Origin of the sequence: Devosia sp. LjRoot16, assembly GCF_964252795.1 — a bacterium.
GTDB lineage: Bacteria > Pseudomonadota > Alphaproteobacteria > Rhizobiales > Devosiaceae > Devosia_A.
The window spans coordinates 262175-274771 of the sequence record NZ_CAXUPH020000003.1 but is presented as its reverse complement, the minus strand read 5'-3'; the positions used below and the strand labels follow the sequence as shown (position 1 = coordinate 274771).

The following is a 12597-nucleotide window of genomic DNA, read 5'->3' as shown; positions in this document are numbered from 1 at the left end:
CACATAAGGAAGAATTCCGATGGCAACTCAGTCCGATCCGATCGTCGTCACCGGCATGGGCGTGGTCAGCCCGCTGGGCACCGGCGTCGAAACCGTGTGGTCACGGCTCATCGCCGGCAAGAGCGGCATTGTCCGGAACACCCGCTTCGACGTGACCAACTATACGGCCAAGGTGGCCGGCCTGGTGCCGACGACCGAAACGGACCCTGAGGGATTCGATCCGCTGGTAGCGATCGACCCCAAAGACATCAAGAAGATGGACCTGTTCATCCAGTATGGGCTGGTCGCCGCGCAGGAGGCGATCGCCCAGTCCGGCTGGGCGCCTCAGACCGAGGACGAAAAGGCCCGTACCGCCACGGTGATCGGCACCGGGGTCGGCGGCTCGCCGGTAATGGCGCATGCGGTGGAGACGATCATCGAGAAAGGGCCGCGGCGGCTGTCGCCGTTCACCGTGCCGAGCTTTCTCGCCAACCTCGCGGCCGGCTGGATTTCCATCCGCTACGGCTTCAAGGGGCCGATCGGCGCGCCGGTGACGGCCTGCGCGGCCTCGGGCCAGGCGATCGGCGACGGCATGCGGCTGATCCTTACGGGCGAAGCGGACGTGGCTGTTGTCGGCGGGGCCGAGGGCTCGGTCGACCCGATTTCGGTCGGCGGGTTCGGCGCGGCGCGAGCGCTGGCGACGGCGTTCAACGACGACCCCGAGGGCGCCTCGCGGCCCTTCGACCGCAGGCGCGACGGGTTTGTGCTGGCCGAGGGCGCCGCAGTGCTGGTGATCGAGCGGCTGAGCCACGCCAAGGCCCGAGGCGCGACGCCGCTCGCGATACTTTCCGGTTACGGGACGTCGGCCGATGCCTATCACCTGACCGCCGGCGAGCCGGGCGGCGCCGGAGCGCAGGCAGCGATGCGCGGCGCTTTGCGGATGGCCGGACTGTCGCCGGGCGAGATCGACTACATCAACGCCCACTCGACCTCGACGCAGGTCGGCGATGCGGCCGAGCTCGCCGGGATCGGCGCGGTGTTCGCCAACCGCGGCAAGGACCTCGCAATCTCTTCGACCAAGTCGGCGACCGGGCACCTGATGGGCGCAGCGGGCGCCATCGAGGCGCTGTTCTCGATCCTCGCGATCCGCAACGGCATCGTGCCGCCGACGCGCAACCTCGAGAATCCGGATGTGGGCGAGCAATTCAACCTGGTGCCGAAGGTGGCGCAGCAAAAGACCGTGCGTCACGCGCTGTCGAACGCCTTCGGCTTCGGCGGAGTGAACGCCACGCTGGTGTTTTCTGCGATCTAGTCGCTGACGCGGCTCGGCGACGATCTTGCCCTCGTCCCGGGCCCGGCCACACACGATTGCACTGCGGCGCGGCAGGAACGCTGGCGCGCCCGGCCGGTGAGACGTCGCCTGTGCGCGTGCGGGCCAATGCAGCGCAGATACCGATAGCCGGAATCATCGAGGCCACAAAACAAGGCATGCAACGTCAGGCTCGGTCCAAGGAGCAATCCCGAAGGTCCGAGCCTGCCGGCAACTGCATATTGCGGTAGCAACGCTCGGGGGAAGTAATCAAGGCGGCGCGCCGTCTGGCAATCCGGTGATACTTTATCTATGAAGCCTGTCCCGACGGTTTGGTGGAATCGAGGTTTGGGAATGGCGAAGAAGCCGCGGCCGACTGCAGAGACGAGTACGCCGGTTCGCAAGCGCGGCCATGGCGTGCAGAAGGTCTACGAGAAGCTGCGGCAATCGATCCTCGACCTCAGCCTGCCACCGGGCAGTCCGCTTGATGAGATGCGGCTGGCGGAAGAGTTCGATCTGTCGCGCACCCCGATCCGCGAGGCCATGGTGCGGCTGGCGGCGGAGGGACTGCTGACGACCCTGCCGAACCGCAACACCATTGTCGCGCCGATCGATTTCATCAACCTGCCGGTCTATTTCGAGGCATTGACGTTGATGTATCGCGTCACCACGCGCGCCGCAGCGGTACATCGGCGCCCTGAGCACCTGGTGCGCATCCGGGCCTTCGAGGCGGCTTACGCCGATGCCGTGCGGCGCCGCGATGCGTTGGGGATGATCGCGATCAACCGCGATTTCCATGTCGCGGTGGCCGAGGCGGGGGGCAATGTCTATTTCACGCAGTTGTTCGCCCGGCTGCTCGACGAAGGGCGGCGGGTGATGCGGGTCTTCTATTACTCGTTCGACGACGACCTGCCGCGCCAGTATGTCGATGAGCACGCCGACATGGTTGCCGCCATCGAGGCGCGCGACGCAGACCGCGCCGACGCGCTGGCTGCGACACATGCTGCCCAGATCGTGCGACAGATCCAGGCCTATGTGGCGCGCGACACCACCAGCCGCATCGACCTGGCGCTACAGGAGCGGTAAGCGGGGGCCGCAGGGCCCGGGGGGCTGGAGGGCACGATGGCTCGGCCGCCCCCTCCCATCGGGGGAGGACCGCCGACTGCGTGTTCGGTGCCCCTACCAGGGCGTTCAGCTTACGCCGCCTCGGACCAGGCGGAGTACCAGGTGCGGAAGCGCTGGAGCGACTGTTCGGCGAAGCGCCGCTGCGCCGGGCTCAGGGCATCGGATTGGTTGAAGTGAAGCTCGTATTCCTTCTCGCCGTTGAGCGCGAGCAGGTATTTGAAGAACAGCACCAGGTCCGGACCGGCGTCCCAGGTGGAGAGGGTGATCAGCGCCTCTTCGAGTTCCCTGGCGCGGCGGCGCGCCACGGGGTCCCCCTGCTGGCCTTTGATGCACAAATCCACAAGGTGCAGCACTTCGCGCGGCAGGCAGTTGCCGATGCCGGTGATGGCGCCGGCGGCGCCGCACTGGATGAAGCCGTGATAAACGGCGGTATCGACGCCCACCATCAGCGTCAGGTTCGGGTCGGCTGAGGTGATGTGCTCGGCGGCGTAGGAGAGGTCAGCCTCGCCGCCGAATTCTTTGAAGCCCACCAGGTTCTTATGCTCGGCGCGCAGCGCGAAGAACAGGTCGGCGCGGGTGGCAAAGCCATAGTAGGGGCTGTTGTAGATCACCGCCGGCAGGTCCGGCGCGGCCGAGAGCAGGGCCTTGAAATGCGCGTGCTGCGCAGCGGCCGACGAGCCGCGGGAGAGGACGCGCGGGATCAGCATCAGGCCTGCGGCGCCCACCTGCTGTGCATGAGCGGCATGGGCGGCAGCCGCCTTGGTGTTGACCGCGCCGGTGCCGACGATCACCGGGATGCCGGCCTTGACCAGCCGCTCGACGCCTTCCATGCGCTCAGCGTCGGTAAGCAGCGGCCAATCGCCCATCGATCCGCAATAGACGACGCCCGACATGCCGAGCCCGATCAGCTCGTTCGCCTTGCGCACCAGCGCATCGAAATCCGGCGTCCGGTCGGCGCGGCACGGGGTCATCAGGGCGGGAATGCACCCGGTGAACGGGCTCTTTTCCATGGGGTCTGCTCCAGCGGCTAAAGGCGATCAAGCGGCTCATCAAAGCATATTGCGCTTCGTTGTGATCTCCCTATAGGGTTCAGCCGACAGTTTGTCGACAGGGGAAATCCAGTCTCGCACGCGGGGTGCCGATTGGAGCTGAGGAGTGGCACGATGATCGATCCGACAGCGCTCCACGCGGCGGTGGCAGAAGGGTTTGGCCGGCAGACCGAATGGCTGGCCAAGCTCGCCTCGTTCGACAGCACGCGCGGTAACGAGGCCCCGTGCCAGGATTGGCTGGCCGGCGAATTCGCGGCGCGCGGCTGGGCGGTCGACAGGTACACGATCGACGAGGTGGAGATCGCCGGCCTGCCGGGGTACTCGCCGGTGGTTGACGCCGATTACTCCAAAGCCGTGCAGGTGGTGGCGACGCACCGGGTCGAAGCGCCGGTCGGGCGAAGCCTGATCCTGATGGGGCATATTGACGTGGTGCCGGTCGGGGCGACCGAGCTTTGGTCGCGGGATCCGTTCAGGCCCGAAGTGCGAGATGGCTGGATGCATGGCCGCGGCACCGGCGACATGAAGGCAGGTGTCTCGGCCATGGTCTTCGCCCTCGATGCGCTGCGCCGGCTCGGCTATGTGCCGGGCTCACGCGTGCATATCGAGACGGTGAGCGAAGAGGAGTGCACCGGCAATGGCGCGCTTTCGACGCTGGCGCGGGGCTATCGCGCGGATGCGGCGTTCATCCCTGAAAGCATGGGGCACCAGATCATCCGCGCCGAACTGGGCTCGGTGTGGTTCCGGCTGCGCATCCTTGGCCGGCCGGGCCATGTGTACGCAGGCGTATCCACCGGTTCGCACGCCATTCTCGCGGCCATGGCCTATATCGAGGCGCTCAAGGGCCTGACGGCCGAGATCAATGCCGAGGCGGTGACGCACCCATATTTCGGCGCAATTGCCGACCCGGTGAAGTTCAACCCCGGCAAGATCCGGGGCGGGGACTGGCTGGGCTCGGTCCCGTCATGGTGCGAACTCGAGTGCCGGCTGTCGGTGCTGCCGGGGCATAGCCTCGCCGATGTGCGCGAGCGTGTCAGCGAGGCCGTTCGCCGTTGCGCCGCCGCGCTAGAAGCCGAGATGCCGGCGCTGAGCTGGATCGGCTTCCAGGCAGATGGCCACGTCTTTGCTCCGGGCACCGAGGCCGAGGCGCTGCTGGCCGATATCCACGCCGAACTGCTCGGCCGGGAGCTCGAGCCGCTCAGCATGACGGCCACCAGCGATACCCGGTTCTACGACCTCTATTACGGCATCCCGGCGCTTTGCTACGGCGGCAACGCCCGCGGCATGCACGCACCGTCGGAGGCGGTCGAACTCGCCAGCTTGCAGACAACCACCGAGGTGATTGCCCGTTTCGTAGCCAGATGGTGCGGCCTGAAGGCAGCATGACCGCCAAAGTTTGGGCAGGATCCGGCTTAGAATCCATCTTGTCGACAAACTAAATATTCGCTCATACTGACATGAAAGCGTCGCAAGCAGGACCTCAATGCGCCTCACCGAGCAGAACCAGATGCCCCATCGACGGCGCGACGCCGCCCCGCGTGACCTGGCGGTGGCTGGCCGATGAGCGCTGCGCTGAGCTTCACCAACGCCCGTCTGGTCGACCTCGACAGGCAGACGCTGAGCCCGTCGACCACTGTGTCGGTGCGTGACGGCAGGATCATCGGCGTCGGTGCAACGGCGTTGCCCGGAGACGAGGTGATCGACCTCGGCGGCCTGACGCTGATGCCGGGCTTCATCGACTGCCATTTCCATGTCGTGGCCTGGTCGCTCGACCTATGGGCCAATGCCATCGCGCCCGACAGCCTTGCAGCGGTGCGCGCCGTCAAGGTGATGGAAGAACTGCTGGCCGACGGATTCACCACGGTGCGGGATCTCGGCGGCGCCGACTACGGGCTCGTGCGCGGCGTCAACGAAGGGCTGATTGCCGGGCCGGACCTGGTCATCTGCGGCAAAGGGCTGTCGATGACCGGCGGGCATACGGACCTGCGTCAGCGCACCGACAGCCGCCCCGACACCCTGGGCTGGCGCGTCGGCAACATGGGCGTGCTGGTCGACGGCGTCGACGAGGTGCGCCGCGCCTGCCGCAAGATGATCAAGGAAGGTGCCCGCTTCATCAAGGTGATGGCCAATGGCGGTGTCTCCTCGCCGAACGATCCGATCGACGGCCTGCAGTATTCGGACGACGAGATCCGGGCGATGGTCGAGGAGGCTGGCAACGCCAATACCTATGTGTCGGCACATGTCTATTCCGATGCCTCGATCCGCCGCTGTGTGAAGCTGGGCGTCAAGTCGCTCGAGCACTGCAACCTGATCGGCGCCGAGACGGCGGCAATGGCGGCTGAAGCGGGCTGCATCGCCATCCCGACATTGGCGGCCTACGAGGGCCTCAAGCTCGAGGGGGCGCAGCTCGGCCTCGGCGAGGCTGAGCAACTGAAGCTGGACGTGGTACGCGATGGCGGCCGAAACTCGCTCGGCATCATGCGCAGGGCAGGCCTGCCCATGGCCTTCGGCACGGACCTGTTGGGCCAGTTGCGCAAATATGGCGGGCTCGAGTTTTCGCTGCTCGCCGAGGTGCTGACGCCGAAGGAAATCCTCAGCGGCATGTGGGACGCCGGCGCACGGCTTTGCCGCATGGAGGGCGAGATCGGCACCATGGCGGCCGGGGCGCGCGCCAACCTGGTGGCCTTCGACGTCGACCCGTTCACCGACATCGCGGCGCTGGGGCGTCCGGCCGAGCACCTGAAGCTGGTGGTCAAGGACGGCGTGGTGGCGCATGACCGGAGGCGCGCATGACGCCTGACCTCGCGCATGCCTTCAGATTGGCAGCCGGCGAGCACGCCGCCGAGGCGGTGTTCGCCTATGCCCGGGCGGGTATCCACCAGGCGGCCGGCTCACTCCTCACCACCGCTTCGGTCTACGATCTCAAGCAGATGCGCTCACGCCGGGTGTGGACCGACGATGCGGCAGCCTACCCGACGGGCAATTTCAAGCGGCTCGACCGCAACCGCTACTTCGAGACGGTGATCGAAGGCCGCCGCCCGTTCTCCTCGACCAGCATCGAGGAGATCGCCACGGTGTTCTTCGACTGGCAGAAAATCCAGCAGCTGGGGTTCGAATCCAACATGAACCTGCCGGCGATCGCCGATGGCCGCGTGATCGGCACCATCAACCTCCTGCACCGCCAGGGACATTTCACCACCGACCGGGTGGCGCTGGCGCTTGCCTGGCAACCGGTGGCGACACTCGCCTTTCTTTTGCTCGACCTTGCTGGGTCGGAAGGCGCCAACTTCCACGGAACCGACACCGCGGTGGCGGCAATGGAAGGATAACTCGCTGCCTCGCAGGCGGCGCATTACGTGGTCCGGTCATCACGGGCCCAAGGGAACGCAACAGGAGCGGGACAGCCGTCCCGACAGGAGAGAACGCATGCATAAACTCATCGCCGCGGCATTGCTGGCCACGTGCCTCATCCCCGCCACCGCCATGGCCCAGGAGCCGATCCGCCTGGCCTTCCTCGCCGCATCGAGCCAGAACGGCTACAATGATGCGACCTGGCAGGGCGTGAAGGCTGCCGCAGAGAAGGCCGGCGGCGTCGAGGTCGAAATCTTCGACGGCGAGTTCAATGCCGCCACCCAGTACAAGCAGGTGGAAGACATCATCGCCGGCGGTCGCTTCGACGGCATCATCATCGCTCCCAACGATACGGTTGGCATCGCCACCGCGCTCGAAGAAGCGACCAAGGAAGGCCTGCTCGTCGCCTCGACGCTGTTCCCGGTCGGCCCGGAACTGACGGTGATGACCCCGCAGGTCGCCGGCCTCACCACCACGGTTGCCTCCAACCCGGTGGACGGCGCCACGGCCCAGGCCGAGGAAGTGGTGAAGTTCTGCGCCGACAAGGATCCCTGCAACGTGGTGATCATGATCGGCCAGTTGCAGTTTCCGTTCGACAACCTGCGCTACAAGAGCTTCGAGACCGTGCTGAGCCAGCACGCCAACATCAAAGTCGTCGCCACCGGCGAAGGCAGCTACAGCCCTGATGCGTCGCTGACTGCGTTCCAGGACATCATCCAGGCGAACCCCAAGATCGACGTAGTGCTCTCGAACGCCGACCAGCACCTTCTGGGTGTCGAGATCGCGCTTGCCGATGCCGGCATCCCGATCGAGCCGATCTACCTGATCGGCGGCGGCCTCAACCAGATCACCGTCGACAAGATCAAGGCTGGCGTGTTTGACGCGACGCTTTCCGGTTACCCGTACTCGGAGGGGTTCTACGCCGCCGATGCGCTGATCCGGGCCAAGAAGGGCGAGACGGTCGAGAACTGGATCGACCCGGCCACCAAGGCCACCAACCCGCTGATCGTCACCAAGGAATGGCTCGACGCCAACCCCGACTTCAAGGCCGAGTGGGAGGGCTGATCGCCACGGCCACATTCGTGCCGGGGGCCCAAGCGTCCCCGGCCACCTGCATCGAGCCGTTCTGGAGACGCCCATGACCACGCCAAGCATCGCCGTTCGGGTGCGCGGAGTCGCCAAGAGCTTTGGCGGGACGCGCATCCTCGAGGGCATCGACGTCGAGATCGCCGCGGGCACCGTGCACGCGCTGGTCGGCGAGAATGGCGCCGGCAAATCGAGCCTCGGCAAGATCATCGGTGGCTATTACATGCCGGACGAGGGGGAGGTTGAAATCCTGGGCGCCCGGGTGGCGCGCTTTTCGCCGCGCGACGCGTTGGGTCTTGGCGTCGCAATGATCCACCAGGAGCTGCAGCTCGCGCCCGAGCTCAACGTGGTGCAGAACGTGTTTCTCGGCCGCGAGAGCCAGCGCGCCGGCATCCTCGTCGGCGGCGACACCGCCCGTTTCGCCGCGTTGGAGAAGGCCTGCGATTTCGGCATCGATCCGCTCGCCAAGGTGGCGACGCTACGCATCGCCGAGCGCCAGAAGGTCGAGATCATGCGCGCCATCGCCCGCGATGCGCAGGTCATCATCATGGACGAGCCGACTTCGTCGCTGACGGAGGACGAGGCCGACCGCCTGCATGAGGTGATCCGGCGGCTGAAGGGGCAGGGCAAGACTGTGATCTATGTCAGCCACTTCCTCGACCACATCCTGGCCAATTGCGACAACGTCACCATCATGCGCGACGGCAAGGTGGTGCGTACCTCGCCGATGACGGGCGAGACCAAACAGACGCTGGTCGATTCCATGCTCGGGCAGGCGGCCGAAATCCTCTGGCCGGCGCTGCCCGCCGCCCCGGCCGAAACGCTGCCGCCGATAGCCGAGCTGCGCGGGGTCAGCACCGGCACGGGGCTCTCCGATGTTTCCCTCGTTATCCGCCCGGGCGAGATCGTCGGGCTGGTCGGCCTGGTCGGCTCGGGCCGCACCGAGGTGGCGCGCGCCCTATTCGGCGCCGATCGGATCACCGGCGGCGAGTATCTGATCGAGGGCGCGCCGGTGCGCGGCCGCTTCACGGTCCACGACGCCATCGCCGCCGGTGTGGCGCTGGTGCCGGAGGACCGGCGCAAACAAGGCCTGGTGCTGACGCAGCCAACCCGCTTCAACATAAGCCTTGGCACGCTCGGCCGGATCAGCCGCTTCGGCATCCTCGACCGCGGCGCCGAGATCAGGCAGACGCGCGAGATGATCGGTCATTTCGGCATCGTGCCGGGCGCGATCGACGGCCGGGTGGCCCGCTATTCGGGCGGCAACCAGCAGAAAGTGCTGTTGTCCAAATGGGCGGTTGCCAAGCCCAAGCTGCTGATCCTCGACGAGCCCTCGCGTGGCGTCGATATCGGCGCGCGGCGGCGCATTCACGATTTCATCGTCGAGATGGCGAGGCAGGGTGTCGGCGTGCTGCTGATTTCATCCGAGCTCGAGGAAGTCATCAACCTCTCCCATCGCTGCTACCTGCTCAGCGAAGGTCGGATCTTCGCCGAGGAGCCCGCCGCCGCGCTGACGGTGGAGGCGGCGCTGACCCGCGTCTTTCTCGAACAGAACAGCCAACGCAATCGCCAGGAGGCTGCCAGCTGATGGCCGACACCACCCTCACCAAGACACCCAGCGCCGTGCGCCGGCGCTTCGATATCGGCGACTTCGTGCGCCAGTATGGTGTGCTCATCATCATCGCGGTGATGCTGCTCGCTCTCACCATGCTGTCGCCGTCGTTCCTGACGCCGCGGAACCTGTTCAACATCCTCAACCAGTCGACGCCGCTGTTCATCATCGCCTGCGCGCTCACCCTGGTGATCATCGGCGGCGGGTTCGATCTCTCCACCGGCGCCATTTTCGGCGTCGCCTCAGTGAGTGCGGCGTATCTCGCCGTCAATGTCGACCCGCTGGTGGCCATCATCGCGGCGCCGCTGATCGGGCTCCTGCTGGGCTCGATCAACGGCATCATCATCACCGCCTTCAACGTCCACTCGTTTCTCGTGACGCTGGCAACCAGCCTCGTCTATCGCGGCATGGCCATCCTCATCACCAACGGCAAGCTGATCCCGGTGCGGGTCGAGGAATTTGCCTGGCTCGGCCGCGCCAAGCTCGACCTGGTCAATGTCGCCGTGCTGGTGATGCTGGCGTTCATGGCGCTGATGATGTTCATGCTCAACCGCACGACGCTGGGCCGCGCCATCTTCGCGGTGGGCGGCAACGAGGAAGCGGCGCTGCTTTCGGGCATCCGCACCAACCTGGTCAAGATCATCACCTTCGCGGTTTCCGGTGGCGCAGCGGGCCTGGCCGGAGTGATCACCGTGTCGCGCCTCTCCATGGGCGAGCCGCAGGCCGGCACCGGCTACGAGTTCGAGGCGATCGCAGCGGTGATCCTGGGCGGCACCTCGATCATGGGCGGCGCCGGCGCCATCTGGCGCTCGATGGCCGGCGTGCTGCTGATGGCGCTGATCGGCAACGGCTTCAACATCCTCAACGTGAACCCGTTCTTCAAGGACCTGACCACCGGTGTGATCATCGTGCTCGCCGTCGCGCTCGCCGCGACCGGCAACAAGCGATGAGCGTGCGCCACCCCCAGGATACTGCGCCGTCGGCCCCCGACCGCGGCGCGCAAACGAGAGACTGAGATATGTCCGACAAGATTACCCGCGTGGCCACCGATGTCGGCGGCACGTTCACTGACCTCGTGTATTTCGAAACCGACACGCGCACTGGCGCGCAGAGCGTGCGCACCGAAAAGTCGGATACGACTCCGCCCGAGTTCGAGAAGGGCGTGCTCGATGTGCTGGCCAAGGCGGGCGTCGCGCTCGATAGCCTCGATTTCCTCGCTCATGGCACCACCGTGGTGATCAACTCGCTGACCGAGCGCAAAGGCGCCAAGGTTGGCCTGATCACCACGAGAGGGTTCCGCGACGTCCTGGAAATCGGCCGCGGCAACCGCCCGGATTTCTTCAACCTCAAGTACAAGAAGCCCGAACCCTTCGTCGCGCGTTACCTGCGCCGGGAGCTCGCCGGCCGCATCGATTTCCATGGCAACGAGCAGGTACCGCTCGACCTGGCAGACCTCGCGCCGATCGTTGCCGACTTCAAGGCCGATGGCGTTACGGCCGTCGCCATCTGCTTTATCCACGCCTATGCCAATCCGTCACATGAAGAGGCGGCGCTGGCCGAGCTGCGCCGGCTGTGGCCGGAGGTGATCGCCGTCGCCTCGCACCAGATCACCCGCGAATGGCGTGAATACGAGCGCACCTCGACGACGATCCTGTCGGCCTATGTGCAGCCGGCGGCGCAACGCTATCTCGAGCGGCTGGAAACGGGCCTTCGCGACCAGGGCTATGCCGGCGGGCTCTATGTCATGCAGTCCAACTGCGGCGTTGATACCGTGGACTCGATCAAGCAGACACCGATCACCATGGTCGAATCCGGCCCGGCCTCGGGCTTCTGGGGTGCGGCCGAGCTCGGCCGCATTATCGGCGAGCCTGACGTGCTGGCGCTCGATATCGGCGGCACCACCGCCAAATGCTCGCTGATCAAGGGCGGCCATGTCACCATCAAGACCGACTACTGGATCGAGCGCGACCGCAAGTCGGCCGGCTACCCGATCATGGTGCCGGTGGTCGACCTGGTCGAGATCGGCAATGGCGGCGGCTCCATCGCCTGGGTCGACGAGTTCGACAAGCTGCATGTCGGCCCCCGCTCGGCCGGCGCGGTGCCGGGCCCGGCCGCCTATGGCCGCGGCGGCGTGAACGCCACCACCACCGACGCCAACCTGGCGCTCGGCCGCATCAACAAGGACTACTTCGTCGGCGGCAACGTCGTCGCCGACATGGAGGCGCTGAACGGCGCGCTGGCCGAGCTCGGCGGCAAGCTCAAGATGAGCAATATCGAGGTGGCGCGCGGCATCGTGCGCATCGCCAATTCGAACATGGTCAACGCGCTGAAGCTGGTGTCGGTCAACCGCGGGTACGATCCGCGCGATTTCACCATGGTGGTGTTTGGCGGTGGCGGTCCGATGCATGGCGCCGAGCTTGGCAAGGAACTGGGCGTCAAGAAGGTCGTGGTGCCGCGTGGCGCTTCGGTGTTCTCGGCCTGGGGCATGCTGATGTCGGACCTCAGGCGCGATTATTTCGTGACCCAACTGATGGATGCTGACGACCACCAGAGCCTGTCTGGCCTGCTGAGCCGCACCCGCGAACGTGCCATCGCGGATTTCGCGCGCGGCAACGTGCCGGCCGACAAGGTGAGCATCACCGGTCTCGTCCGCGTGCGCTACCAGAACCAGGAGTTCGCCGTCGAAGTGCCGCTGCCGGCCGGCGAGCCGAGCCCGGTCTCCATGGCCGAGCTGATCGCCAACTTCCACGATGCCTATGAGCGCGAATACACCTATCGGCTCGACGCCGGCGTCGAGATCATCGGGCTGCACCTGGTGGCGGCCTCGGAGGTCGGCAAGCTCGAGATCACCAGACTGGAGCGGACCGGCGCCAGCCTCGAGGCCGCGATCAAGGGCCGCCGCGACGTCGACTACGCGACCGACGGCGTCCATGAGGCCACCATTTACGACGGCACGAGGCTTGAGCCCGGCATGAGCTTTGCCGGCCCGGCGGTGATCGAGGATCCGGGCACCACGGTGGTCATCCAGCCGGGCAACCGTGTCAGCATCGACGACTACGGCAACATCCACATCGCGATTGAGGGCTGAA

General features: G+C 66.2%; 10 protein-coding genes. 9 read left to right on the top strand and 1 reads right to left on the bottom strand.

The window, feature by feature from the left end; genetic code table 11:
- The first annotated feature begins 19 nt into the window (after positions 1 to 19).
- Both fabF and ACSQ23_RS15775 read left to right on the top strand, forming a co-directional pair.
- Positions 20 to 1291: a beta-ketoacyl-ACP synthase II gene (fabF, locus tag ACSQ23_RS15780; RefSeq protein ID WP_436091158.1), complete on the top strand. Its 1272-nt coding sequence runs from the start codon at positions 20 to 22 to the stop codon at positions 1289 to 1291.
- 351 nt (positions 1292 to 1642) lie between these two features.
- Positions 1643 to 2374: a GntR family transcriptional regulator gene (locus ACSQ23_RS15775; protein WP_055882248.1), complete on the top strand. Its 732-nt coding sequence runs from the start codon at positions 1643 to 1645 to the stop codon at positions 2372 to 2374.
- Between the two features lie 110 nt (positions 2375 to 2484).
- Here the strand turns inward: ACSQ23_RS15775 and ACSQ23_RS15770 are convergent, their stop codons facing one another.
- Entirely contained in the window at positions 2485 to 3423 is a 939-nt protein-coding gene (locus ACSQ23_RS15770) for a dihydrodipicolinate synthase family protein (protein ID WP_056000352.1), read from the bottom strand.
- Between the two features lie 153 nt (positions 3424 to 3576).
- Here ACSQ23_RS15770 and ACSQ23_RS15765 point away from each other — a divergent pair, with 153 nt between their 5' ends.
- The 7 genes from ACSQ23_RS15765 to ACSQ23_RS15735 all read left to right on the top strand — a co-directional run bounded on the left by ACSQ23_RS15765 (position 3577) and on the right by ACSQ23_RS15735 (position 12596).
- The gene (locus ACSQ23_RS15765; protein WP_436091157.1) at positions 3577 to 4845 is read left to right on the top strand and encodes an ArgE/DapE family deacylase; all 1269 of its coding nucleotides are present in this window, start codon (positions 3577 to 3579) and stop codon (positions 4843 to 4845) included.
- A 174-nt stretch (positions 4846 to 5019) separates the two neighbouring features.
- Positions 5020 to 6252: an amidohydrolase family protein gene (locus ACSQ23_RS15760; RefSeq protein WP_436091156.1), complete on the top strand. Its 1233-nt coding sequence runs from the start codon at positions 5020 to 5022 to the stop codon at positions 6250 to 6252.
- Positions 6249 to 6788 carry a GAF domain-containing protein gene (locus ACSQ23_RS15755; RefSeq protein WP_056000341.1) on the top strand — a complete coding sequence of 180 codons (540 nt, stop codon included), beginning with the start codon at positions 6249 to 6251 and terminating at the stop codon, positions 6786 to 6788. The genes ACSQ23_RS15760 and ACSQ23_RS15755 overlap by 4 nt, the downstream gene beginning before the upstream one ends.
- 97 nt (positions 6789 to 6885) lie before the next feature.
- Positions 6886 to 7875 (top strand): sugar ABC transporter substrate-binding protein, encoded by a 990-nt coding sequence (locus ACSQ23_RS15750; protein WP_056000338.1) that lies wholly within the window; start codon positions 6886 to 6888, stop codon positions 7873 to 7875.
- Between the two features lie 73 nt (positions 7876 to 7948).
- Positions 7949 to 9484, top strand: a complete 1536-nt coding sequence (locus tag ACSQ23_RS15745) for a sugar ABC transporter ATP-binding protein (protein WP_056000336.1) — start codon at positions 7949 to 7951, stop codon at positions 9482 to 9484.
- The gene (locus tag ACSQ23_RS15740) at positions 9484 to 10458 is read left to right on the top strand and encodes an ABC transporter permease (protein WP_055882228.1); all 975 of its coding nucleotides are present in this window, start codon (positions 9484 to 9486) and stop codon (positions 10456 to 10458) included. Before ACSQ23_RS15745 ends, ACSQ23_RS15740 begins: the two co-directional genes overlap by 1 nt.
- Positions 10459 to 10526: 68 nt before the next feature.
- Entirely contained in the window at positions 10527 to 12596 is a 2070-nt protein-coding gene (locus ACSQ23_RS15735; protein ID WP_056000333.1) for a hydantoinase/oxoprolinase family protein, read from the top strand.
- Position 12597 lies beyond the last annotated feature (1 nt).

Coding starts and splice junctions, on each gene's coding strand:
- fabF (WP_436091158.1), top strand. CDS start 20: ATGGCAACTCAGTCCGATCCGATCGTCGTCACCGGCATGGGCGTGGTC.
- ACSQ23_RS15775 (WP_055882248.1), top strand. CDS start 1,643: ATGGCGAAGAAGCCGCGGCCGACTGCAGAGACGAGTACGCCGGTTCGC.
- ACSQ23_RS15770 (WP_056000352.1), bottom strand. CDS start 3,423: ATGGAAAAGAGCCCGTTCACCGGGTGCATTCCCGCCCTGATGACCCCG.
- ACSQ23_RS15765 (WP_436091157.1), top strand. CDS start 3,577: ATGATCGATCCGACAGCGCTCCACGCGGCGGTGGCAGAAGGGTTTGGC.
- ACSQ23_RS15760 (WP_436091156.1), top strand. CDS start 5,020: ATGAGCGCTGCGCTGAGCTTCACCAACGCCCGTCTGGTCGACCTCGAC.
- ACSQ23_RS15755 (WP_056000341.1), top strand. CDS start 6,249: ATGACGCCTGACCTCGCGCATGCCTTCAGATTGGCAGCCGGCGAGCAC.
- ACSQ23_RS15750 (WP_056000338.1), top strand. CDS start 6,886: ATGCATAAACTCATCGCCGCGGCATTGCTGGCCACGTGCCTCATCCCC.
- ACSQ23_RS15745 (WP_056000336.1), top strand. CDS start 7,949: ATGACCACGCCAAGCATCGCCGTTCGGGTGCGCGGAGTCGCCAAGAGC.
- ACSQ23_RS15740 (WP_055882228.1), top strand. CDS start 9,484: ATGGCCGACACCACCCTCACCAAGACACCCAGCGCCGTGCGCCGGCGC.
- ACSQ23_RS15735 (WP_056000333.1), top strand. CDS start 10,527: ATGTCCGACAAGATTACCCGCGTGGCCACCGATGTCGGCGGCACGTTC.